A 23,158-nucleotide genomic window follows, 5' to 3' on the forward strand; every position below is an offset into this window, starting at 1 on the left:
TGCCAATCCGCCGGTGCTCCAGATCATCAGCCACTGAGGCCGCTGAGGTCGCCAAGGCCACTGAGGCTGGCGCACTGCCGTGGGCTTCCTCCGCCGGGCCTTTTCGTACCGGCCCAGCGCGGCCCGGCGCGGCCCGGCGGCGGAACCCCGCTCAGCCGGCCCGCGCGAACTGGGCCAGGACGGCTTCGCGCACCGCGGTCTCCAGCCAGGCCCGACCCTGGGCCAGCAGCAACGGGAAGGGTGCGGCCTGCTCGCCCTGTCGCCCGGGTTCGCACCCCCAGACCAGCCAGCCCTGTTGGCCACCGACGACCATGTGGCGTACCCCTTCGCCGACCGGCAGGCCGCCCTCGCCCAGCGGGGCGGGGGCGAGGTCGGAGCCGTCCACGTCCTTGACCCGGGCGTAACCGAGGAACGGTGCAAGCAGGTCGGCGGCGGTGCGGGGCGAGTCCCCCGCCAGGTGGGTGTTCATCATGTCCCAGAGCACACCGACAGCGGGCGAGTCCACGCCGGCGGCCAGCCGTGTCGCGGCGGCGGCCGACCGGTGCGACCCCTCGGTCTCCAGCAGCAGACGGACGCCGCAGGTCTGGGCGAGGGAGGTGACTGCGGCGAGCCGGCGGGCGGCCCGCCGATCGGCGGCGTCCAGGTCGGCGACGGTCGAGGCGCTGCCGGCCAAGGCGACAGAAGACCGGCCACCAGGAGAGCGACCTTGACCGTCGCCCGCTCCCGGCAGGACGCGGACGAACGGGGCACCGATGTCGGCGGCGAGCCAGATGTGGCGGCGCAGCGCGGCCAGTACCGGGGCGTCCTCCCCGGGCGCGGTGATCCGCACGCGGGAGGCGACAGCCAGCGGGATCACCCGGGCCCGGGCGAAGTCCCGAGCCAGTACGGCACGTTCGGCGCGGTCGAGGTCCAGGCGCACCGGCTCGTCCAGCTCGCAGCGCAGTTCCACCCCCTGGTAGCCGTGGGTCTCGGCGAGGTCCAGGACTGTCTGCAGCGGCAGTCCGGGCAGGCCCAGGGTCGAGAAGGCGAATCTGGTCACAGGGGTCCTCGCACGGCAGGGGAGAGCGATGACGGGGGCGATTCCTGAATCTACGGAGTCAACCGAAAGCCGTCAAGAGCGTTCGATCAAACGATCTCAATACGTTCAAACGCAGATTTCCTGCAGTAGGATCAGCCGGGATGTCGCCGACCGATCGACCTGCGAGGGGATATGGCATGCGCATGCAGGTGGAGGAGCGCCATGCCCGGATCCTGCGAATCGTCCGGCAGCGGGGCAGTCTGCGCGTCGCCGCGCTCGCGGCGGAGCTGCGCGTCTCGCCGGTGACGGTGCGCCGCGACGTGGAGACCCTGGCCGAGCGCGGCGACCTGCGACGACAGCACGGTGTGGTGTCCTGGCCCGAGCCGGCGGCCCGCGCCGGTACCGGCCCGCTCGTCGGCCCGCTCATCGGCATGGTCGTCCCGGCCGCGGCCTACTACTTCGGCGAGATCATCCGAGGTGCGCAGGCGGCGAGCGCGGCCCTGGGCGGGCGGCTGGTCCTCGGCATCTCGGACTACGGCGCGGAGGAGGACCACCGTCAGATCGAACGGCTGCTGCGGGCCGGCGTCAACGGCCTGCTGCTGACGCCCGCCTGGGCGAGCGGCGTGGCACGGCCCGACGAGGAGGCGCGGGTCATGGGCCTGGGAGTGCCGACCGTGCTGGTGGAGCGGCGCGCCGCGCCCGGGACCGCGGCCGGTGAGCTGGACCGGGTCGGCTCCGACCACGCCCACGGCGCCGCCCTGGCAGTGCGCCACCTGGCCGGGCAGGGACACCGCAGGATCGCCCTCGCGGTCCGCGACAGCCCCACCGCCTTCCACCTGCGGGCCGGTTACCGGTCCACCCTGCACAGCCTGGGCCTGCCCGCCCCCGGCAAGGATCCCGGCGCGGACCTCGACCCGGCCGGGAACACCCTGGTCTTCCGCGCCACCCGGAGCGAGGGGTTCGAGGCCGCCGCGCTGGACCGGTTGACCGAGGAAGCCGATCAGGGCCGCGTCGACGCGGTGCTGGTGCACAGCGACGTCGACGCGATCATGCTGGTGCAACGGCTCCAGGCACGCGGTATGGACGTCCCCCGTGACCTCGCCCTGGTCGCCTACGACGACGAACTGGCAGCACTGGCCGACATCCCACTGACCGCCGTCGCACCCCCCAAGCGAGCCGTAGGTGAGACCGCAGTCCACCTGCTGCAACGTCAACTCACAGCCCCGGCCGAGGCGGCAGAGCACCGCCACGTGGAACTGCTCCCCGAACTCCACATCCGAGCCTCCTGCGGCGCTCGCGGCAACCCCCGCTGAGCGGGAGGTACTTGGCGTAACCGGACATGCACTGAGCGGCCTGGCCGTCAACGCGGCCCACAGTGCCTGCCCCGCCCAGCCGACCAAGCCACACTCAGATCGGTCGGTCCAGCACAGGATCGGCCGTAGCCGGCGACTCCCGCACGAAGCGCCTGTCGAACCTGTCGACCGCGCTTCGCGGTCCGGTCGCGCGCAGGACGACGTCCAGGAACGCGTCGGGGGTGGCGGCATAGCTGTGGGCGAACCACGGCATGTTGGCTTCGACGACCGCCCACTGCTCCTCTCCGTTGTCGGGGTCCTGAATAAGGCCGACGTCGACAGCCACGCCGCTGGGCAGCGAGTGGCCCACAGCCTCCAGCAACCGCTGGGCGAAGGCCCGCACCGCGGCTTCGTGCGGGTCGCCGCCGAGAGGGCGGGTATCGAGACGTCCATAGCGGGCATAGCGGCTGCCGGCGACGACCCTCCTGTCGAGGATGAACAGCCGGTACTCGACGGCAAAGGTCACTACGTCGGACACAAGGACCGCTGTGTCGGGGCCGATGCGCTCACCTTGCCTGGGCAGGCGAGCACCGTCGGCGTAAACGGCGGCCGGGAACTGCTTGTCGCTGGGCGGCTTCACGAACATCGGACGGTGCAACGCCCACGCCTCCGAAAGCGTGGTCGACTCGATCCAACGACCGGTGAATTCACGCTCCAGGCGAGCGAGCCAGTCATCGGCCGGCTCCAACAACGCCAGATCCAGACGGCCCGTGACCCGATCGGCCGCGAGCGGCCCGCCGTACCAGTGAACCTGACGACCCGCCATAGACCCGAGGACCGCAGGACCATCCAGCACCACCACGTCCAAGCCGCGCCGCTTGGCCGCCTCCGCCAGGAGCTGCGACGTACTGCTCTGCTGCGGCGCCAGCAGCAGAGCAGGCGTGATGGCGTTCACAGCTGCGGTCGAAACTCGTGGACGACCTCGATGAGGCCAACGATGTGTCGGTTGAACTCGTCCAACTCCTCGGCCGGCACCCAGAGCTCCAGGATCGACTCCCCGCCGGCCTGACGGACGGGGTAGCGAGCGAGGAATCCGGAGTCGACCTTGAAGCGCGTCACGAAACCGACGCCGGAGGCAGGAACGTTCCAGTCCCGGGCGATCCGAATCGCATAGTCCTCGTTCATCACCGGGTAGAAGATCGGCTGTTCCGGCAACCGCGGCGGCCAGGCGCGCCGACCCGACGCCTCGACCAGCGCGAGCTCCTCCGGACCGGTCGGACGCCACAAAGTCGTCGTCGGCACTGTCTCGCTCATCGCACTCTCCTGCACATTCCCACCTGGTCGGCTGCCCACCGTATGCGGCACGCCCGGTCCCCAGCCAGCGGATATCCCCGCGCCGGATGTCAGTGCCACCCGCTACCGTCCGGATCATGGCTACGGCGATCGAGTACGTCCGGGGCGACGCGACCACACCGCTGGGCAAGGGCCCGAAGGTGATCGCCCATGTCTGCAACGACCAGGGCGGCTGGGGCAAGGGCTTCGTCCTGGCCCTCTCCCGCCGCTGGCCCGAGCCCGAGAAGGCCTACCGCCGCTGGCACCGGGAACGCGCCACCAACGCCTTCGGTCTCGGCGCCGTGCAACTGGTCCAGGTCGACCGCCTGCTGTGGATCGCCAACATGATCGGCCAACACGGCACCCGCACCGGCAGCAAAGGCGTCCCCGTCCGCTACGAGGCCATCGACACCGCACTGGCCTCACTCGCCGAACAGGTCCTCGAACTGAACGCCTCCGTCCACATGCCCCGAATCGGCTGCGGCCTCGCCGGCGGCCGCTGGGAGTTGGTCGAACCCCTTGTCCGCACCCGACTGAGCGACCAAGGCGTACCCGTCACCGTGTACGACCATGAGTGAACTCGGCTCCGGCAACACCACCGATGCTGACCACCTCGCATGGGTCTGGGTAACGTTGAAACCCATGGAGAAGTGGGGCGCAGGTCTGTATGGAGATCCATGTGATGATTGCGACTTCGGCTGGTCGCTGACTCCGCAGGAGGCGATCCTCACCGTAGAGGGCTTACCAGCTCGAATCCGCGCGCTCCTGGTCGGGCGGACGGGCTTCGAGGGGCACCCGGATCTGGCGTGGACGGCCGCGGCCTACGTCAGCCACGTGACCGACAATCTCCGAAACTGGGCGGAACGGCTCGCGGGTGCCCGGTTGTCCGGGGCGGTTGACGTTCCCGGCTATGACCAAGACCTCGTCGCAGAAGCCCGTCACTACAACGAGATCGCTCCCGCGGCGGCTCTCTGGTCTCTGGAGCATGCCGTCGATGCCTGGGTTGCGTCGGTAACTGCCGCCCTCGAAGCGGGGGTTGTCCTGTGGCATGCCACCCGCGGAGCCCAGCGTGCCGAAGATGTCGCGCGCAACAACGCCCACGACGGTCACCATCACATCTGGGACATCGAACGCATCCTGCAGTACTGCGGAGATGCCTGAGAGTTGGAAGACGGCCACCGCGTCATCATCTGTCCACCAAAGCGGTCGGCCTCCATCCGTGGCCACGCCTCGTCGGCTTCAGCACCGACCAGTGCATCACGCTCCATGCCCTAGCCTCAGCCGCCGACAGCTGTCGCCACTCTGTCGGCCATCCTCAACCGCGGTGGATGCGGGCCATCGCCCTGGCGAATGCGGGTGCGACGGAGAGCACTCGCAGCTTGTCGGGCACGGGCCCGGCGGGCAGCGGCACGGTGTTGGTGCAGACGATCTCCAACACGTCCTCCTGCTCTGCCAGCGTCTGCAGCGAGCCGTTGGAGAACAGGCCGTGAGTGCAGGCCACCCTGATGGAGCGGGGTCCCAGTTCGCGCAGCCTGTCCAGGAGTTCGAGCACGGTGCTGCCCTTGGCTATCTCGTCGTCCAGCACGATGGCGTCGCGGCCGGCGACGGGGCCGATGACATGACTGATGCTGACCCGTCCGTCGGCGAACCGCTGCTTGACCCCGAAGGCCACCTCGGCCTCAAGCATTCGCGCGAAGGCATCGGCCTCCTTGGCATTGCCGAGGTCCGGCGAGACGACGGTGGTCTGCGAGAGGTCGTACCGCCGCAAGTGACCCGCGAATTCCCGCAGCGCGTTGAGATTGTCCACCGGCATCGAGAAGAACCCGTTCACCTGTGGCGAGTGGAGGGTCATGGTCAGCACGTGCTCGACTCCGGCGGTCTTCAGCAAGTCCGCCACCAACCGCCCGCCGAGTGAGATCTGCGGCCCGTCGCGCTTGTCCGAGCGCGCATAGGAATAGTGCGGTACGACCGCCGTAATCCTCGCCGCGGACGCGGCCCGCGCGGCGTCGCTCATCAACAGCAACTCGACCAGGTGCTCCTGCACCGGTGCCGTCAGCGGCTGCACGAGGTACACATCGCGTTCGCGACAGTCCTGGTCCAGTTGCACCTGCAGACAGTCGTTGGCGAACCGAGTCAGCGTGACCTGGCTCGGCGCCAGCCCGAGCTCCGCGCAGATCTCCTTCGTCAGCTCTGGATGGGCCCTCCCGCCGAACACCGCCATGTCCTGAATCACCATGCCGCCCCCGTCCTCGCCCAAGCGATGTGAGGTGATCAGGATTCCCCGCTGCCCCCAAGTTACGCGTGCGCCACGGAGTTCGATCACACCTGCACAGGGTGCGCGCACATCGACGCGATCCATCACCGCGGCCACGAGCCCAAGCCCGACGTCAGAGCTGAGCGGCCCGTCGCGAAGCTGCTCGACACCGACCGCCGCCCACGACTGAAGGCATACGCGTCACTCTGTACGGCCACGATTGATCCGATGCAGGCGACGACGCTCGCTGGTTGGCCATGACCAACGGCCTTCGCCAGGATCTCAACCCACCTTGGAGGCCCCGGGCGTCTGGGCAGCGGCCAAGGAGTCCTCCACGAGCTGGGCGTACTGGTGGAAGAGGTCGAGGACGCGGTCAGCGGCGCGTTGGGCGAAGGCTTCGAGCAGGCGGGGAGCCTCGGCGGGACAGTCGAGTTCGAGCAACTCCCAGCGCGGCCACCAATCCCAGGACCCCTTCTCCCACTTCGGACACTGCGTCAGGAAGTGGTCGAAGGCCGCCTCAGGCCCTTCGACCCGGATACCCAGGTATGGGCGGCGGTGCAGATCGAAGGGGTCCGGCTTCTTCCGCTGGCCAAGGCCTACGCCGGCCCGCAGGCCGCTGTCGGGCTCGATCCAGTGCGGCCGAGCCAGCAGCACGCCGATCTCGTCATATGGTGCCTTCTGTCCCTCGGCCTGGTAGGGGAACGGGCCAACGACGAGCAGTTTCTCGGGGGCGGTGTCGGTGCGTTCGGCCAGAGCAGTGGCGACGGCAGCCGGGAGCAGTTCCAGGACGGAGCATGCAGCCTGGTGGGCTGCCTGGAGATGTGCGCTGAACTGGAACCCGATGCGGGCCGCGGCCAGGTCGGTGGTGCCATGCCGATCATCCTCTCGATGGTGTCCAGGTAGTCCTCGGCACTGCGCCGTCCGCGAACGGCCTGGGGCGTGCTCGCCGGCGGGGCGGCGGTGAGCGCGCGGCGCAGCACGTGCGCGAAGTCGGTCAGGCCGATTGGTGTGAAGCGCGGGTCTGTGGGCTCGTCGTGGTCGAGCGTCAGGTAGAGGAGGGCCAGCTGCTTGCCGGTATGTACGGCAGCCGCGTAGTCGTCCGCGAGGCGTGAGGTCTGCCGGTCGCCCTCCTTGGCGTGGATCTTCAGCTCTATGACCAGGGTCAGGTCCGGCGTCGTGACGAGGATGTCGGCGCGGGACTTGGCACGTACGACCTCCGTCTGGACAGTGATCCGGCCTGGAGTGCGGAGGCGGGATGAGGACTGGTCGACGCTGGCAAGCAGTCCGTCCAGGACCGATGACCCCAGATCGTGCGGGCCTTGCGGGTTCAGCAGCCAGGCGATCATTCGCTGGTGGGAGACCTCCAGGTGGCCCCACTCCAGGATGCCCAGTACCGTGCTGGGCCCGAGGAACCAGCCTCCCGCCGTGGTCAGCTCGTCCAACTCGGCTTGCACAGAAGCCCAGTCGGGCCTGCCGGTGTTGGTCATCGTCGTCAACTCCCCCCGTTGTCGTCGGGAGGAGTGAATCACGGAGGTCTGACAGTCTGCAGACGGTCGTGTCCACGCCGTGTCCAGAACGGTGTTGGTTGTCGGCCGGCCGTGAGCATCCGCCGAGTCCGGTGCAGCACCGGCATCCCGGACCGATCCGGAGCGCCTCTGCCTCTCGCGCGGTCGGCACTCAGGCCAGGCGGACCAGACCGTTGAGCATCTTCTCCAGTAGATCGTTGTTCGCGTTGAAGCTGGCCACAGATGCGGCGATGTTCTCCTCTTGGTCCATGTCCTGCCAGGAGACGGTGTAACCAGCGTCGCGGGAGAGTTGGGCGAGGAAGGCGCGCTGGGTGCGACCGTTGCCTTCCCGGAATGGGTGAATAGCGTTCACGTCGCCGCAGAGGTCGGCCAGGGCTCTGACGAAACCCGGGCGGTCCAGGCCGCGTAGGTGGTGGTTGTCGGCGAGCCGGTGGAACACGTCCTCTGCGAATGGGACGATGTTGATCGACGGGCAGAACGATGTGCCTTTGGAGATCTCTACGGTCCGCAGTTCCCCAGCCCAGGGATACACGCAGCCGAAGATCTGGCGGTGGAACGCCTGTAAGTGGGCGAGGTCGTAGCCGCCGGGCAGGGGCTCGGCGTCCAGGATCGCGAGTTCTACGACGGCCAGATCCGCCTCGGCTTCGGCCAGCACAGCTGGGTCCGTGATGCCGAGCTTGTTGCGGAAGGTGCCGTTGGGCTCGACGTAGGGGTCGGTCACTCAGCAGCCTCGCGGGTATGGCGGGCGAGAGCGCGGGCACGCAGAGCTGCGGCATCGAGCTCGCCGCGGGCGTAGGCGTTCAGGTCGGCGGTGGTGTCCGCGCTGACCCGCAGTCCCTCCACCTCGGTGGAGCGGACGGCTGAGGCAACAGCCGCGCGACGGCGCTGGGCCTGCTCGTTCTGTTCGCGCCGCTGGTATTCCTCCAGAGATGCGACGTCCACGCGGCGATGAGTGCCGACTCTGCGGAACTCGATCACGCCCTTATCGAGCAGCTTGACCAGGTGCGGCCGGGAAACACCCAGAGTCTTTGCTGCCTGGATGGTTGACAGTTCCATGCTCTTGGCGATCACCTCGACCGCACGACCGGAGGCAATGAGCGCCATGGTCTCCACGAGGACCGCCAGGGCCTCACGCGGCACCTCCATGGTGACCTTGCCCGCCTCGGCGACGGTGACGTGGAACGTCTCCGCGCTGCTGGTGAGTGCGTCACGCAGGCACGGAACGGCCTCCTCCGTGGTGCGTTTGCGCTGCTCCTTCCGGGCGCGCTGCACCTGGGGCCCGCGTAGCGGCAGCAAGTCCTCTGCGGGGCGCTTCCGCGTCTTCTTCTTGGCGCGTGACGTCTGAGGCTCGTGGGCGATGCCTACTGTCTCGCCGTTGGGTTGCCGCTTCTGCTTGATTGGCTTTTGCTCCTGGTGGGTCACAGGCATTGGATGCGTCCCCGGCTTCACTGGCTAACCGTCGTCATCCGCAATCATATGAAACAAGTGAGCCAAGTGCAATATGTGAAACTACCTATAGTGACTGGCTGGCAGCTGCGGGTGGCCGAAGGGGCGCCTCGCGCGACACAACAAGACTGTGTCCACACCGGATCGCTCAGCACCTACGGGGCGCAATGCGCACACCAGAGGGAATACAGCGGACGAGTCGGCCTGTACGCCGGGTTTTGTCTCGCGGGGGCCTTGCGGCCCGCGCGGAGGCGGTCATCCATCTACGGCTGCCGTTGCCGACAGCCTCCAGCGGTCTACCCGCAGGCTCGGGCGGGCAACCCTCGAACGCCTGCGCGGAGCGCCTCGCGGCGCTCCATCTTGACCTTGCTCCAGGTGGGGTTTACCTAGCTGCCCAGGTCACCCTGGGCACTGGTGGTCTCTTACACCACCGTTTCACCCTTACCGGCGGCCGAAGCCGCCGGCGGTCTGTTTTCTGTGGCACTTTCCCGCGGGTCACCCCGGGTGGGCGTTACCCACCACCCTGCCGTGTGGAGCCCGGACGTTCCTCGGCACACCCCGTGAAGGGTGCAACGCGACCGCCCGGCCGGCTCGTCCGCCGTGTGGACCATGGTAGCGGCTCCCGGGAGGGCGCCGGCCCCGTGATCGGTTGTGTTCAAGGTCGGACGGGCGGCATGAGATCGCTCTCGCTGACGGTGTAGGTCAGCGGGGGATAGATGAAGTCCGTTTCATTGTTCTCGCGGCGTCGGAGTTGGTAGAACTCACGCTTCTGCTCATCGTCGGCCGGCATGAGGCGCGCGCCCTGCGGGAGGTACGCCTGTCCGTCGCGAAAGCGGACGAAGGTCTTTGAGGTTCGAAACGTCAGGCCCATCCACTGGTTGTCCGCCGGACGGATGCGCGCGTCCAGCACGATCTTGTGCTTGAGTCGCCGATTCGATTTGACGGAGAAGGCGATGACAGTGTTGTGAGTGAGAGGGATCTCAAACGTTTCACCATCCGACCCCTTTGATTCGAAGATAAGCTTCCTCGGCGGCCCCAGTTCGGGGTGCTCGTAACAGGAGAAGACGGCGATAAACGACTCGTCAGCCAGATCAAGGGCTTGGTCGGAATGGCTGCCCATGGTTGTGTAAGCGTTTGTGTAGCACTCGATGAGGGCGTTGTTGAAGCCGACGGAAAGCGCCGCACAGCCTTGGATCTGCTGTGCCAGCCGTTCATGCACCGTACTGAAACACTGCGCCGGGCTGCCGTACCGAGTAGTTGTACGTACGAGAGGAACACCGCCCGCCTCGTCGAGCCTGGTCAGCACGGCGCCGCGCCGGCCTTTGCCCACGTCCTCCAGACGAGCCGAATTCGACAGCTCCGCAAAGAGGTTCCCCTCGATTGGCAGGGCATACGAAAGGATCTCGTCCGAGATCCTAGACTCGGGGGGCAACGTAGTCTCCAGTATTCATGCTGAAGAGCAGTTCTTCGCCGTAGTCGATGAAGGACGAGGTCCTGTTCTCCTCGGCGTACAGCCTGCGCAGGCTGTCCATGCCGGCCTGTGTGGGTGGCTCCAGCTTCGCCAGATCGCCGGCCATTTTGAGGAACGTGTGGCCGTTCTTGTGAACGGCTTCGGCATTCGAACAACGCACCACGTAGCCGAGACGGGTCGGGAGCAACTCGGCGTCCAGCGCTGAGGGCCGGATTTCGTGGGTATACAGGCGGTTGGTCGACAGCGGCATGAAGAACACGGAGCCGGGGTAGAGCGTGATGGCGAACTGCACAGGGAGCGCGACGCCGTCGCCTGCTTCGGACGGATCCTTGAGGCGAAAGTGGAGTTTGGTCAGTCCGCTGGTGCCCTTTACGCCGTAGTCGAAGGCGTCTTCGGCCAGAGGCTGCAGTTTGTCGAGCCCGTCGTAGAAGGTGCAGAAGGCCATGATGCCGTTGACGGGCATGTCCTTGGTCTTGTCGGCATGGGACGAGATCTTGGCCTTGGACTGCTTGCGCTCGGCCGTGGCGAGGGTGTTGTGGTAGATCTGAGCGAGAACGTGATTCAGCGGCGCATGGTTCTGAAAGACGGCCGCGGCCTCGCGGTTCAGAGCCTCGACGATGGACGCGTCCGTCGGGCGGAAGGTCTCGGTCGGCCCCGATAGATTCGTGGAGCACCGGAGCAGGCGGAAATGCAGTTCGTCACCGGTTTGCGTGACGGGCGTCAGATAGATCCCGCTGCGGTGGGCCGTTCCGGGCTTGGTGGACTCCGTCAGGGACTGGAACTCGTGCTCCGCACTGATCCGTCCGAAGTGATCGGCGTCGAGGTCGAAAAAGCGACGGTAGTACACGCCGGCGCCGTGTACGCGGACGGGCACCCGGCCGAGGTCCACCAGAGCCCAAGCGCGGCGGTCGTCCTCTTGGTAACCGTGTGACAGCCCCCGCACAACGAATACCCGGGCCGCCGCATCCAACCGGCGGCCGCTGATCCCGGATACGTCGCCACACAGGTAGACGGTCTTCTGTGCGAGGTCGAGTGATCCGGATGCAAGGTCTTCCGGCGTGACCGTGGACCCGAAAAAGTCTCTGACCAAGTCATGGTTCTGCAGCGGTGAAGGCGCAACCAGGATGTTGCTCGCGTCCACGATGCCGGCTTCCGCCGGCTCTGCTGTGCCCATCAAACCGTATCTGCCATTCGCGCCCCAATGCACGAACCCGCAGAGCCAACCAGGCGGCTTGCCAGTCCGTTTGACCTACTTGCGTGGACTTCCGGACGGTACTCTCTGCCCGTCCGTTGAACCCTGCCGATGCTCTCATGAGGCTCGAAAGCGGGCAACGGGCTGCTGAGGCCCCACACTGCCGAACGGATCTCCGGCGGCGCCGGCCGCACCCACTGCAGGAACCGGCTCGCCCGCCTCCACCGCCCGGCAGACCCAGCCAGGGTGCAACGCGATCGCCCGCCGGCTCACCCTCCGTGTGGACGATGGCTAGCGGGGTCGAAGCAGGGCGCCCACCCCCGTGACTTCGGCGAAGTCGTCTCGTTGGGCGATAAAGTCGGTTGTGACCGCCACGCGCTCGGGAACCGGCGACGTCGGGGAGGAGTAGTCACATGATGGTTGCGCACGAGGTGTTCACCTACGAGGAACTGCTCGACATTCTCGAGAACTTCGAAGCTCCCCCTGGTTTCAAGTCCGAACTGGTACGCGGGGAGATCGTCTTGTCACCTCAGGGGCGTGTGCACAGCGAAATCATCCTGGCTGGGCAAGTTGCCGCCATGGCTGCCGGGCTGCCGCGCTGGCGGGCCATCTCGGACGTACTGAGTCCGTTCCCCCACACCCGGAGCGGCTTCTGCCCCGATGTGTCGATCCTGCGGAGCAGTGCCTCCAGGACCGCCAGGCCGCTGCCGCGAAGCGATATCGCAGCCGCGATCGAGGTCGTCTCGGGTGATCTCGGCGAGAAGGCCTACGGGATCAAGGTGCAGGAGTACGCGGTCGCCGGGATCGAGGCCTACCTCATCGCCGACCCGTACAAGGGCCTCTGCACGCTGTTCACCGGGCCGGAGAACGGGGTGTACCCGGAACCCGAGACCTACCCGTTCGGCGAGACGGTGAGGTTCACCGCGGACGGCACCGAGTTTGTGCTCGACACCTCCGATTGGCCGCGCATCGGCTGAGAACCCGCACCCCGGAATGCATTCACGCCGGGGCGAAGCGGATGGTGCGGGTGGCGGGGTCGGCGGTGGTGAGGCGGACGCGGAGGGGGTTGCCGAGTGGGAGCGGGGCCGCGTCGGGGCGGTCGTCGGTGAGGCGGGCGCGGACGGCTGGTTCGCGGAGTTGGACGGTGCCGGTGCGGTGCTTCCTCTCGTCCACGTCGATGACCACGCCGTCGAAGGTCTCGCCCTCGCGGCCGCACAGCAGTTCGGTCTCGACGAGGTCGACGCTGGCGCGTTCGACCTCGTGGGCGCGGCGGTCGCCGGTCTCCATCAGCCTGGGGATCTCCGGCAGCGCCGCCCGCACCCACGCCGGGACCGGTTCGCCCGCCGCCACCGCCACGCAGACCTCGCCCGCGAAGCGGTCCGCGAGCCGGCGCAGCGGTGCGGTGCAGTGCGCGTACGGGGCGGCGACGGCCGCGTGGCCGGGGTCGGACGGCAGGGTGCCGTCGAAGGCGGTGTAGGAAGCGCCGCGGAGCAGGCCGGTGCACTCGTTGAGGAAGGCGGCGTGGGCCGGGAGGGCGGGAGTGAGCGAGCGGATCAGCTGCGCGTACGGGAGACCGTCGGGCCAGTCCACGCCCAGGGCGGCGGCGACCAGGCGGAGCCGGTCGTGGGCGCTCTGCGGCGCCGCCGGGAGGGTCCGGAGCAGGCCGACGCCCGCGTCCAGCATCATCTCGGCCCCGGCCATGCCGGTGAGCAGGGAGATCTGCGCGTTCCAGGCGTCGGCCGGACGGGGTGCCCGGTAGCTGAGCTGGTAGCCGCCGTCCACCGGCTCGATCTCCTGCTCGGGGACGGGGAGGCTGATACCGCCGCGGTCCTGCTCGCGGGCCTCGCGCAGCGGCCCGACGACACCCAGCAGGGCGAGCGCCTCGTCCGCCGGGCCGGCGTCGATGGCCCGCTGCACGCCCGCGTAGTCGAGCTTGCGCCGGCTGCGGACCAGCGCGCGGCGCAGGTCCGCGACGAGCAGTACGCCGTCCGCGTCCAGGTCGAGTTGCCAGAGCAGGGCGGGCACGTCCTGGCCCGGGAGCAGGCTGGCCGCGCCCTCGGAGAGCTGGGGCGGGTGCAGCGGGACGCGCATGTCGGGGAAGTACAGGGTCTCCACCCGGCGGCGGGCCTCGGTGTCGATCGCGCCGCCGGGGTGGACGAAGGCGCCGACGTCGGCGATGGCGTAGTGGACCCGGAAGCCGTGGCCGCGCCGCTCCAGGTGCATGGCCTGGTCGAGGTCGCGCGACTCGGGCGGGTCGACCGTGAAGAGGGGCAGGGTGGTGGCGTCCTCGGCCGGAAGGCTGGGCGTCCGCACGGCCTGCTCGACCTCTGCCAGTACCGCCGGCGGCCAGCCGCCCGGGATCTCCATCCTCGCCCGGAGCTCGGCGAGTTCGCTGTCGATCCGGGCGGTGCCTGCGGTGCGCAGGTTGAGATGGCGGCGAGGCATGGCTGCAGCCTACGAGGGTGGGGCCGGGGACGCCCCTCAACGTCCCCGGCCCGGTCATGGATTGCTGATTGCTCCTTCGGTGAGGCGGCGTCAGTTCTGGCTGAAGCCGGTGAAGTCGGACTCGCCGCTGGTGCCGTCGCTGTGGGAGGTGGTGAAGACGCCCACGTCCTGGGTGGCGGCGATGCCGGGCAGGGTGGCGGTGCCGACCTGGGTCCAACTGGTGCCGTCGGTGGAGTAGTAGCCGGTTACGGCGGAGCCGGAGCGGACCAGCTTGAGCCAGCTGGGATAGACGGCGGTGCCGCTGCCGCTGTCGCTGGGGGCGCTGTTGCTGTCCAACTGTCCGTCGCCGTTGCTGTCCCACTGCAGGACGTAGCCCTTGCCGGGGGCCTCGGCCAGGATGGCGTAGCCGGGCGAGCTCGCCGGCTTGGTGATGTCGTTGCGGATCATGATGCCGGCCTTGGCCCAGGCGTTGGTGTCGGCCTGCGCGGTGATCTTGACGACTGTGGTCGAGCCGTCGTGCTCGGCGCCCTGCTGGTAGATGGTGCTGTACTGGTCGGTGCTGCCGTAGACGTCGGCGCCCGCGCCGTCGATCGCCAGGTTGGCGCCCTGCTGGCCGAAGAGCGCGGTGGTGTCGGTGTAGGTCTTCCAGGGCGCCTGCACCGGCGAGGCGATGACCGCCGAGGAGGTGGTGGTCACCTTCTCGGTGCCGCCGCTCCAGCCTGCCGCTGCGGTGGCGATCAGGTCGTACGAGGCGATCGGGGCCGGCAGCGAGGCCGGGGCCGTCACCTTGAAGGCGGCCAGGACCTCGTGGCCGACCGCGACCCGGTCCGCCTTGGTCGCCGTCAGCGCTTTGACGGTCCATCCGCTGGGGGCCTTCAGGCCGACCCTGACGTTGGTGACGGCCTCGGCCCCGTTGTTGACGAACGTGGTGTTGACGGTGGTGGACTGGCCGGCCGCCTGCTGCGGCACCACGCTGCTCAGGGTCAGCTGCGGCGGGTACAGCTTGGGCTTGGACGTGCCGGCGACCCGGTACATCACCGTGCCGTGAGCCGGGACGGCGGCGCTGATCACGCCGTTGGTCGTGGTCGTGGTCTTCGACCACAGGTCGTGCAGGGTGTAGGCCTTGGCGCTGCCGAGGCCCACCGCGACGGCCGTGGTGGAGATGGTGGCCGCGGTGCTGTTCTCGTTGAACAGGGTGACCGCGACACTGCCGTCGGCGAGCGGCTTGGCGAGGACGTCCAGGCCGCCGGCCGAGGAGACCTCGGTGGCCTGCTTGCCCAGGCTGTCCTGGTCGACCGCGATGACGTCCTTGTTGGCGTAGATCGACAGGGTGCCGGCGCTCGCGGTACGGAGATCGGTGCCCGAGATCAGCGGGGCGGCCATCTCGGCCCAGAGCGAGAACTCGGACCGGTCCTCGGTCGGCGTCATCCCGTTGCCGACCTCCAGCATGTCGGGGTCGTTCCATGCGCCGGGTTTGGCGCCGGCGCTGAGGCCGACGTTCTGGTGGAAGATCGAGAGCATCGAGCCGTACGAGGCGTTGATGTCCCCGGTGGTCCGCCAGAGGTTGCCGACCGAGCCGCCCCAACTGGCCACGTCGTCGTTGCCCCAGCTGCAGAGGCTGTAGACGATGGGACGGCCGGTCTTCGCCAGAGCGTCGCCCATGGCCTGGTAGCGGGTCTGGGCCGGCACGCCCTGGTTGTTGCAGTTGTCGTACTTGAGGTAGTCGACGTCCCAGGCGGCAAAGGAGTTGGCGTCCTGCTGCTCGTGCCCGAGGCTGCCCGGGTACCCGGCGCAGGTGAGGGTGCCCGCGGTCTCGTAGATGCCCAGCTTGAGGCCTTTGGAGTGGACGTAGTCGGCGACGCCCTTGATGCCGTCGGGGAACTTCACCGGGTCGGGGACCAGGTTGCCGCCGGCGTCGCGGCTGTGGGTGAGCCAGCAGTCGTCGATGTTGACGTACTGGTAGCCGGCGGCGGCCAGACCGCTGCTGACGATCTTGTCGGCGGTCTGCTCGACCAGTTGCTCGCTGACGTTGCAGCCGAAGGCGTTCCAGTCGTTCCAGCCCATCGGCGGGGTGAGCGCCAGGCCGTTGTCGAGGGCGGCGGCGGGGGTGGCGCTGAGCGGGACGGCGGCGAGGGACGCCGAGGTGAGCACGGCCGCGACGAGCGCGGCCCAGGTCTTGCGCATGCCTTCTCCTGTATCCGAGTGGGTGGAACGGGACAGGGTGGTTCGGCAGTGCTGTGCTGTTGCTGTGCTGGTGCTTTTGCTGTGCTCCCTGCGCAGGGCCTGACCAAGACAAGCAAAACGCACAGCAAACGTCAATATCAAACACAGGCTTACATGATATGAGCCCAAAGCATGGTGGATTGGTTTGGATTCGCCCTGGCGGCATCAGGCCCTACAGTGACGCGGGAGCTGTTCTAGATCTGTCGCGTCACCGAGGGGTACTGCCGTGCTGGTGCTGTTGCCGCCGTCCGAGGGAAAGGCCGCCACCGGATCGGGGGCGCCCGTGGCACTGGACGGCCTCGTCCTGCCGGAGCTCGGACCGGCGCGGGTGCGCGTACTGGATGCGCTGGTCGCACTCTGCTCCCCCGGCGGCGACGAGGACCGTGCGGCGGAGGTGCTCGGGCTGAGCCCGGGGCTGCGGGGCGAGATCGCGCGCAACGCGGTGCTGCGGACAGCGCCGACGCTGCCGGCCGGCGAGCTCTACACGGGCGTGCTCTATGACGCGTTGGAGCTGTCGACGCTCAGTCCGGAGGCGTACGCGCGGGCGGAGCGGTCGCTGCTGGTGTTCTCGGGGCTGTGGGGCCCGGTCCGGCTCAGCGACCGGATTCCGCCGTACCGCTGCTCGGGCGGGGTGAAGCTGCCGCCGCTGGGGGCGCTCGGCACCTACTGGCGCAGGGAGACGGCGGGGGCGATGCCGCGGGCCGCCGGGGGCGGGCTGGTGCTGGACCTGCGGTCCTCGGCGTATGCGGCGCTCTGGCGTCCCCAGGGGGAGGTCGCCGGACGGACGGCCACGGTGCGGGTGCTGCACGAGCGGGAGGTGGGGGGTGTGTTGAAGCGATCGGTGGTCAGCCACTTCAACAAGGCGACGAAGGGACGGATCGTCAGGGAGCTGTTGGAGTCGGCGGCGGAGCCGGGGTCGCCTGCGGAACTCGTCGAGGTTTTGCGGGAGTTGAAGTACACGGTGGAAGCGGGGGCGCCGGCTGGCGGGAAGGCCTGGACGCTGGACGTCGTGGTCAGTGAGCTGTAGGGCGGCGCTTCTGCTTGTTTTTCGGCTGCGGCGTGTGCGTGGTTTGTCGCGCAGTTCCCCGCGCCCCTGCGGTGCCGCGAGTGGACCGCTGCGGGGAAGTCAGCGCAGGTGTGCCGTGTCGTTGAGGAGGCGTAGGGACGCGTTGCCGTCCGCGTAGTACTGGACGGCTGAGAACGACGCGGCCGAGAGTTCCATTCGGTAGAGCGACTCCGGTGGGGCACCCAGCGCGAGGCGTACCAGGGTCTTGACCGGGGTGACGTGGGAGACGACGAGGACGGTTCGGCCCGCGTACCTGGCCAGGAGCTTGTCGCGGGCGACGGCAACGCGGGAGGTGACGGTGGTGAAGCTCTCGCCGTTCGGGGGTGCGGTGTCGGGGGAGGCCAGCCAGGCGTCCAGTTCGGCCGGGAAGCGCTGTTTGGCCTCGGCGAAGGTCAGGCCCTCGAAGGCGCCGAAGTCGGTCTCCCGCAGACCCTCCTCGATGCGTACGTCCAGGCCGAGCCGGTCCGCCGCGGCCTGCGCGGTCTGCCGGCAGCGGAGCAGCGGTGAGCTGACGATCGCCTGGACGGTGCCGCGGGCGGCGAGGGCCGCGGCCACCAAGTCGGCCTGGACGCAGCCGCGTTCGGACAGCTCGGGGTCGGTCCCGCCGCTGCCGGAGAAGCGCTTCTCGGGGGTGAGCGCGGTTTCGCCGTGGCGCAGCAGCACCAGGGTGGTGGGGGTGCCCAGGTCCGGCGCAGCGCCCCAGCCGACCGTGGGGGCCGGAGCCTCCGGCAGGGCGATGGGCAGTGGCTGCTGTTGCGGGCCCTGCGGCGGGGCGGTGGAGGTCGCGGCGGTAGTTGTCACTGCAACGGGGACGGCGGTCGCGAAAGGAGTCGGTGCCGTCGCCGCAAGCGGGGCGCCCGGGTCCGCCGTCGGTGCCGCCGAAGCGGCCGGTGCGGCCGGGTCCGCCGTCGATGCCGCCGAAGCGGCCGGTGCGCCGGGGTTCGTCGTCGGTGCGGGAGCAGCGGACGGGGCGGCTGCCGCGCTCGCGCGGGGCTTGGCGGTCCACTGGCGTCCGGCACGCCCCGCGTCCATGGCCTCGTTGGCGAGGCGGTCCGCGTGCTTGTTCTGGGCGCGGGGCATCCAGTGGTAGCCGACGCGGCCGCGCGGGAAGATCGCGCGGGCCTCGGCGGCCAGCGGCTGCATGTCCGGGTGCTTGATCTTCCAGCGGCCCGACATCTGCTCGACCACCAGCTTGGAGTCCATCCGGACCTCGACCGCCGCCTCCGGGTCGAGGGCGTGGGCGGCCCGCAGCCCCGCGATCAGGCCGCGGTACTCGGCGACGTTGTTGGTGGCCACGCCGATGTACTCGGCGGCCTCGGCGAGCAGTTCGCCGGTGTCGCCGTCACGCACGGCCGCGCCGTAGCCGGCCGGTCCCGGGTTGCCCCGGGAACCGCCGTCGGCCTCGATGATGAACCGTCGGGTGGACGCCACGGCCGCCGGACCGCCTAGAGGCCGGAGTCGGAGGTGCGGATCAGGATGCGGCTGCAGTTCTCGCAGCGGACCACCTCGTCCGGCGCGGCGGCGCGGATGGTGCGCAGGTCGGCGGTGGCGAACTCGACCCGGCAGCCCTCGCAGCGGCGCTGGTAGAGGCGGGCCGCGCCGGTGCCGCCCTGGGTGTCGCGCAGGCGGGTGTAGAGCTTCAGCAGGTCGGCGGGGATGACGGCGGCGATGGCGGCGCGCTCCCGGGTGACCTTCTCGGCCTCCGCGTCGATCTCGGCCTGCGCGGCGTCCCGGCGGGACTCGGCCTCGGCCAGGCTGTGCTGGGCGTCGTCGCGGCGGGCGGTCATCTCGGAGACCCGGGCCTGCCCGGTCTCCAGCCGCTCCATGATCTCCAGGACGACGTCCTCGAGGTCGCTCTGGCGCTTGGCCAGCGCGCCGACCTCGTGCTGCAGGTTGGCGAGGTCCTTGGCGGAGCCGACCGAGCCGGAGTCCATCCGCTGCTGGTTGCGGGCGGCGCGGGTGCGGACCTGGTCGACGTCCTGCTCGGCCTTGACCAGCTCGCGCTGGGTGTCGCTGAGCTGGGTCTCGGCGGCGACGGTGAGCGAGCGCAGCTCGGTCAGGTCGCCGCTGCGCTGCTGGATGTCGGCGTGCTCGGGCAGCGTGCGGGAGCGGTGGGCGAGCTGGTCCAGGCGGGAGTCGAGGGCCTGCAGGTCGAGCAGGCGGATCTGGTCGGCGGGCGCGGCGTTCAGGGGGTGCTCCTCGGGTGGTGCGTCGGTCGGTCAGGGGGTTTGCGGGGCTGTGCGACCGCCGGGCTGTTCGGCGGCGGCCGGCATCGGGGTGTGCAGCGTCCAGGCGTCGGTGACCTGCGTGGACACCCGGGTGCTGAGGCTCCAGCCGTGCTTGTCGGCGGCGGCCAGCAGCTCGCGTTCGGCGCTGCGCAGCCAGGGCCACTCGGTGGCCCAGTGGGCGGCGTCCAGCAGGGCCAGCGGGCTTGCTTCGCGGGCCTCGGAGACGGGGTGGTGCCGCAGGTCGGCGGTGAGGTAGGCGTCGACGCCGGCCGCGCGGACCGCGTCGAAGAAGGAGTCGCCGGAGCCGCCGCAGACGGCGACCCGGTGCACCGGGGCGTCGGGGTCGCCCGCGGTGCGGACGCCCTGCACGGTGGCGGGGAGTCCGGCGGCGACCCGGGCGGCGAAGGCGGCGAGGGGCTCTGGCCCGGGCAGTTCGCCGATCCGGCCGGTGCCCCGGCGGCCCGCCGGGTCGGTCGGGTCGGGGATCAGCGGCCCGGTGACCCGCAGGCCGACCGCCTCGGCCAGCGCGTCGGAGACGCCCGGGTCGGCGGAGTCGGCGTTGGTGTGGGCGGTGAGCAGCCCGACACCGTGCTTGATCAGCTTGTGCACGACCCGGCCCTTGAAGCCGGTGGCGGCGACCGAGGTGACTCCGCGCAGATACAGCGGATGGTGGGTGACCAGCAGGTCGGCGCCCCACTCCAGGGCCTCGTCGACCACGGCGGCGACCGGGTCCACGGCGAACAGCACCCGGCCCACCTCGGCGTCCGGGTCTCCGCAGACCAGCCCGACCGCGTCCCAGGACTCCGCCCTGGCGGGCGGGTAGAGCTCGTCGAACACGCGGAGGACGTCGGAAAGGATCGGCACCCGTCGAGATTACACGCAGGCCTGCCAAGCACTGTTCGCCGTCCGGGAGCTGACCGCCGCCGGGGATTCGGGCAAGGCCTCGCTCACCCTTATGAGTGAAGGGGCATCGATCCGTTCGGGTGCCGGGGGTGGCGTAAGTAGCGTCTGTGGTGCGGCGGGGGCGGCAACGCTCGGTTGGTCCCGGCTGCGGGCCTGCGGCTGGGAGCCGCTCGGGTCCCACCCCCATGACACCTGGTTGGTGACCTCCCATGACTGCGACACCTCTCACCCTCGTCGGCGCCTTTCCGCACACCCGTGCGGCTCCGGCGCTGCGCCGGGTCGGCTTCACCTTCTCGGCCGACGGCGGCTATGCGGCCTGCATGGCCTCGTCCGGCGAGGGCGGCTGGTATGTGGAGAGCTGGCGGCTGGACCGGGGAGACGGGCCCGGAGCGGCCGGGACGGGTCGGGAGCAGGTGGTCGGCGGCCTCATCGTCGGCGGACTCGGCGTTCCCGACAGCGAAGGAGCGCCGGGCGAGGCCATACCGGTCGCGCTCCCCCAGGCGCCCGGCGCGGTACCGGAGAGCCTGCGTTCGCAGCTGGTCTCGCTGCCGGACGGCCGGGTGCTGATCTGCCGTCGCCACGGCGACCAGCAGCACGACCTGGTGGTGCGCACCCCCGCCTCGGTGCGGGAGACCTTCGTCGGTACCCTGCGGATCCCGGGGCTGCGGCTGATGGCGATGCCGGCGCCGGGCCCCGGCGGACCGGTCGCGGTGGCGCTGGGCACCGACAGCCGCGCGGTGACCTCGGTCTGGCTGGTCAGCGCGGACGGCGGCGTGCAGCCGCAGCAGGTCGCCGAGTTCCCGGGGATGTCGGGCGGCGGGGTGTGGCTGGACCGGGGCGGACGGATGCTGGCCCTGGACCACCTGGTGCCGGGCAGCGCGGGGGGTACCGGGGCCGCGGGAGCTGCCGGGGGTGCCGGGGGCGCCGCCGCGCCCGCGGTGAAGACGGTGGTGCTGGACCTGGCGACGGGTACGGTCAGCCCCTTCCTGGAGTTGACCCCGCGCAGCAACGACCGGCTGGTCGCGGCCGACCCGGAGAGCGGGCTGATCCTGGTGCGCAGCGACGCCCCCGGGCAGGACCGGCTCGGCTGGGGCGTCCTCGGCGGCGACCAGCCGCTGCGCTTCCCCGACTGCCTGCACCGGACCAGGGAGTTCCTGCGCCCGATCGCCATCGAGCCGGCCGGGCCCGGGGTCCCCGCGAGCGGGCAACGGGTGGCGGTGCAGGGCGACTGGGGCGCCGGATCCACGCTGGCCACATGGCAGCCGGACTCGGGACGGCTGGAGACGCTGCCGGTGCCGGCCGGGCGGCTCGGCGGGGTGGGCCACTGGTCCGCGTCGGGGCTGCGGCTGCCGTACTCCTCCCCCGACCATCCGGCCGGGATCGCCACCGTGCAGGTGGACCGGCTGCTGGAGGGTCCGCCCGAGGCCGAGGAGCCGGTGCCGACGATGCCGCTGCGGCTGGCCCCGCTGCAGGGCGGCGCCGCCGGGATGGGCAGTGTGATCCGGATACTGCCGACGCCGCAGGCCCGCCGGGAGGCCGCGCTGCGTTCCGCGCCGTCCGGGTGGCGGCTCGACGGCAGCGCCGCACCGGGCGACGGCGGCCGCTGGCACGGTGCCCGTACGGTGGAACTGGCCGGGGCGGCCGGTCCGATGGAGGCCGTGGTCTACGGGGGCGACACCTGGCTGACGGCGCAACACCTGGTGATCGCCCTGCACGGCGGCCCGGCCGACGCCTGGCGGCTGGAGTTCGACCCGGCGCTGCAGCGGATGGCCGGCGAGGGCCTGGCCGTGGTCGCCGTCAACCAGCGCGGCAGCACCGGCTACGGCGTCGAGTACGCGCAGGCGCTGCAGAACGCCTGGGGCGGCCCCGACCTGGACGACGTACTGGCGCTGCTGTCCTCGATCAGCGGGCAGCGAGCCGCGCTGGGACTTGAGCCCGCGTCACTCTTCGGGGTGAGTTACGGGGCGTTCCTGGCCCTGCTCGCCGCCTGCGCCGCGCCCGAGCAGATCGCCCGCTGCGCGGTGGTCGCCCCGTTCCTCTCCGGCCCCCGGCTGCTGGCCGAGGCCGGCCCCGCCGTCCAGGCGCTGACCCGGCGTCTCGGCGGCACGCACGAGCCGGAGGACGGCGGCGGCGCCCGGGACGTACTGCGGGTGTGCCACCGGCTGGCCGCGCCGCTGCTGGTGGTGCACGGCGACCGGGACGAGGTGGTGCCGGTGTCGCAATCGCGCACGCTGCGTCAGGAACTGCTGCGGATGGGGCACACGGAGGGTGCCGACTTCCGCTACGTCGAAGCGGCCGGGGCGGGCCACGAGGTACTGGCCGAGGACGGCGCGCCGGTGCTGCACGAGCTGCTGGCGGGCTTCCTGCGGACCGGGCGCCCGACCTGACGACGAATGACGTCCGACCTGACGCAGAGTACCGACCGGTAATGATCGTGCACCCTTTGTTATCGAGCCGACGGGACCTGGACAGGGCGCATTGCATAGGGTGATCGGGATAGAAGACGCACAACGGCACTGAAGCTCACACAACGGAGAGACGACTTCTCATGTCAGATGCCCTCACAGACATCACTGAGAACCGCCTGGACGCTGCTCCGGGGGACACACACGACCGGTTCGACACCGCAGGGAAGCACCGCGGCTCGGTGGCCGACGACGATGTGGAGGGCCGGCGCGAACCGGCCGGCCACGGTCGCCACCGGCGGGTGCTGCACAACGGGATGACGGTCGACTGACCGTCATCCCACTGCAGCCGGGGGC

The 23,158-nt window shown here is 70.0% G+C and carries 21 protein-coding genes, 1 other RNA gene and 1 pseudogene; 7 read left to right on the top strand and 16 right to left on the bottom strand.

All coding sequences use genetic code 11. The features are described from left to right. Positions 1-151 precede the first annotated feature (151 nt). On the bottom strand, positions 152-1,039 hold the full coding sequence (locus tag TR46_RS15560; protein ID WP_042400622.1) for a sugar phosphate isomerase/epimerase family protein: 888 nt from the start codon (positions 1,037-1,039) through the stop codon (positions 152-154). A gap of 176 nt (positions 1,040-1,215) precedes the next feature. On the opposite strand from TR46_RS15560, the gene TR46_RS15565 reads away from it, so the two are divergent. Then, positions 1,216-2,331, top strand: coding sequence for a substrate-binding domain-containing protein (locus TR46_RS15565; protein WP_042400624.1), 1,116 nt, complete (start codon positions 1,216-1,218; stop codon positions 2,329-2,331). 94 nt (positions 2,332-2,425) lie between these two features. On the opposite strand, the gene TR46_RS15570 is transcribed toward TR46_RS15565, so the two are convergent. Together TR46_RS15570 and TR46_RS15575 are read right to left on the bottom strand one after the other, a co-directional pair. Further along, positions 2,426-3,265: an ATP-grasp domain-containing protein gene (locus tag TR46_RS15570; RefSeq protein ID WP_042400628.1), complete on the bottom strand. Its 840-nt coding sequence runs from the start codon at positions 3,263-3,265 to the stop codon at positions 2,426-2,428. Next, on the bottom strand, positions 3,262-3,624 hold the full coding sequence (locus TR46_RS15575; protein WP_042400631.1) for a hypothetical protein: 363 nt from the start codon (positions 3,622-3,624) through the stop codon (positions 3,262-3,264). The genes TR46_RS15570 and TR46_RS15575 overlap by 4 nt, the downstream gene beginning before the upstream one ends. Positions 3,625-3,740: 116 nt before the next feature. Between TR46_RS15575 and TR46_RS15580 the strand changes: the two genes are divergently transcribed. Together TR46_RS15580 and TR46_RS41120 are read left to right on the top strand one after the other, a co-directional pair. Continuing rightward, the gene (locus TR46_RS15580; protein ID WP_042400633.1) at positions 3,741-4,220 is read left to right on the top strand and encodes a macro domain-containing protein; all 480 of its coding nucleotides are present in this window, start codon (positions 3,741-3,743) and stop codon (positions 4,218-4,220) included. Continuing rightward, a complete protein-coding gene (locus TR46_RS41120; protein WP_152626511.1) occupies positions 4,213-4,803 on the top strand; it encodes a hypothetical protein in 591 nt (196 codons plus the stop codon). Before TR46_RS15580 ends, TR46_RS41120 begins: the two co-directional genes overlap by 8 nt. A 154-nt stretch (positions 4,804-4,957) precedes the next feature. Here the strand turns inward: TR46_RS41120 and TR46_RS15590 are convergent, their stop codons facing one another. From TR46_RS15590 to TR46_RS15620, 8 genes are all read right to left on the bottom strand, one after another. Beyond that, complete coding sequence (locus TR46_RS15590; RefSeq protein WP_042400915.1) at positions 4,958-5,872, bottom strand: ribose-phosphate diphosphokinase; 915 nt, start codon at positions 5,870-5,872, stop codon at positions 4,958-4,960. Between the two features lie 306 nt (positions 5,873-6,178). Next, the gene (locus TR46_RS15595) at positions 6,179-6,550 is read right to left on the bottom strand and encodes a hypothetical protein (protein ID WP_042400638.1); all 372 of its coding nucleotides are present in this window, start codon (positions 6,548-6,550) and stop codon (positions 6,179-6,181) included. Further along, positions 6,493-7,383 (bottom strand): PD-(D/E)XK nuclease family protein, encoded by an 891-nt coding sequence (locus TR46_RS15600; RefSeq protein WP_042400640.1) that lies wholly within the window; start codon positions 7,381-7,383, stop codon positions 6,493-6,495. The genes TR46_RS15595 and TR46_RS15600 overlap by 58 nt, the downstream gene beginning before the upstream one ends. Before the next feature lie 190 nt (positions 7,384-7,573). Further along, positions 7,574-8,143 (bottom strand): Fic/DOC family protein, encoded by a 570-nt coding sequence (locus TR46_RS15605; RefSeq protein ID WP_042400643.1) that lies wholly within the window; start codon positions 8,141-8,143, stop codon positions 7,574-7,576. Next, positions 8,140-8,844, bottom strand: a complete 705-nt coding sequence (locus TR46_RS37995; protein WP_161790140.1) for an antitoxin VbhA family protein — start codon at positions 8,842-8,844, stop codon at positions 8,140-8,142. Before TR46_RS37995 ends, TR46_RS15605 begins: the two co-directional genes overlap by 4 nt. A gap of 215 nt (positions 8,845-9,059) precedes the next feature. Continuing rightward, positions 9,060-9,462, bottom strand: an RNA gene (gene rnpB, locus TR46_RS38015) — RNase P RNA component class A. Between the two features lie 61 nt (positions 9,463-9,523). Continuing rightward, on the bottom strand, positions 9,524-10,300 hold the full coding sequence (locus tag TR46_RS15615; RefSeq protein WP_042400646.1) for an alpha-ketoglutarate-dependent dioxygenase AlkB: 777 nt from the start codon (positions 10,298-10,300) through the stop codon (positions 9,524-9,526). Continuing rightward, a complete protein-coding gene (locus TR46_RS15620) occupies positions 10,284-11,513 on the bottom strand; it encodes a hypothetical protein (RefSeq protein ID WP_042400650.1) in 1,230 nt (409 codons plus the stop codon). Before TR46_RS15620 ends, TR46_RS15615 begins: the two co-directional genes overlap by 17 nt. Before the next feature lie 431 nt (positions 11,514-11,944). Here TR46_RS15620 and TR46_RS15625 point away from each other — a divergent pair, with 431 nt between their 5' ends. After that, positions 11,945-12,508 carry a Uma2 family endonuclease gene (locus TR46_RS15625; protein ID WP_052432842.1) on the top strand — a complete coding sequence of 188 codons (564 nt, stop codon included), beginning with the start codon at positions 11,945-11,947 and terminating at the stop codon, positions 12,506-12,508. A 22-nt stretch (positions 12,509-12,530) separates the two neighbouring features. Here TR46_RS15625 and TR46_RS15630 read toward each other — a convergent pair whose 3' ends face one another. Both TR46_RS15630 and TR46_RS45550 read right to left on the bottom strand, forming a co-directional pair. Beyond that, complete coding sequence (locus TR46_RS15630; RefSeq protein ID WP_042400653.1) at positions 12,531-13,976, bottom strand: RNB domain-containing ribonuclease; 1,446 nt, start codon at positions 13,974-13,976, stop codon at positions 12,531-12,533. Between the two features lie 318 nt (positions 13,977-14,294). Beyond that, a pseudogene (locus TR46_RS45550) lies at positions 14,295-16,160 on the bottom strand (NEW3 domain-containing protein); the annotation flags it as partial. Positions 16,161-16,425: 265 nt separating this feature from the next. Here TR46_RS45550 and yaaA point away from each other — a divergent pair. Next, a complete protein-coding gene (gene yaaA, locus TR46_RS15640) occupies positions 16,426-17,226 on the top strand; it encodes a peroxide stress protein YaaA (RefSeq protein ID WP_042400657.1) in 801 nt (266 codons plus the stop codon). A 99-nt stretch (positions 17,227-17,325) separates the two neighbouring features. Here yaaA and TR46_RS15645 read toward each other — a convergent pair whose 3' ends face one another. Genes TR46_RS15645 through TR46_RS15655 form a run of 3 tightly spaced genes read right to left on the bottom strand, consistent with a single transcriptional unit; the run spans position 17,326 to position 20,357 of the window. Continuing rightward, positions 17,326-18,696, bottom strand: coding sequence for a bifunctional RNase H/acid phosphatase (locus TR46_RS15645; RefSeq protein WP_042400660.1), 1,371 nt, complete (start codon positions 18,694-18,696; stop codon positions 17,326-17,328). Between the two features lie 14 nt (positions 18,697-18,710). Next, positions 18,711-19,454 carry a zinc ribbon domain-containing protein gene (locus TR46_RS15650; RefSeq protein WP_084718537.1) on the bottom strand — a complete coding sequence of 248 codons (744 nt, stop codon included), beginning with the start codon at positions 19,452-19,454 and terminating at the stop codon, positions 18,711-18,713. 30 nt (positions 19,455-19,484) lie between these two features. Next, on the bottom strand, positions 19,485-20,357 hold the full coding sequence (locus tag TR46_RS15655) for a Nif3-like dinuclear metal center hexameric protein (protein WP_042400667.1): 873 nt from the start codon (positions 20,355-20,357) through the stop codon (positions 19,485-19,487). A gap of 248 nt (positions 20,358-20,605) precedes the next feature. On the opposite strand from TR46_RS15655, the gene TR46_RS38000 reads away from it, so the two are divergent. Both TR46_RS38000 and TR46_RS15665 read left to right on the top strand, forming a co-directional pair. Then, positions 20,606-22,783 (top strand): alpha/beta hydrolase family protein, encoded by a 2,178-nt coding sequence (locus tag TR46_RS38000; protein ID WP_052432843.1) that lies wholly within the window; start codon positions 20,606-20,608, stop codon positions 22,781-22,783. A 161-nt stretch (positions 22,784-22,944) separates the two neighbouring features. After that, positions 22,945-23,133: a hypothetical protein gene (locus TR46_RS15665; protein WP_042400671.1), complete on the top strand. Its 189-nt coding sequence runs from the start codon at positions 22,945-22,947 to the stop codon at positions 23,131-23,133. Positions 23,134-23,158 lie beyond the last annotated feature (25 nt).

The sequence above is a fragment of the Streptacidiphilus carbonis genome (genome assembly GCF_000787775.1).
Taxonomy (GTDB): domain Bacteria; phylum Actinomycetota; class Actinomycetes; order Streptomycetales; family Streptomycetaceae; genus Streptacidiphilus; species Streptacidiphilus carbonis.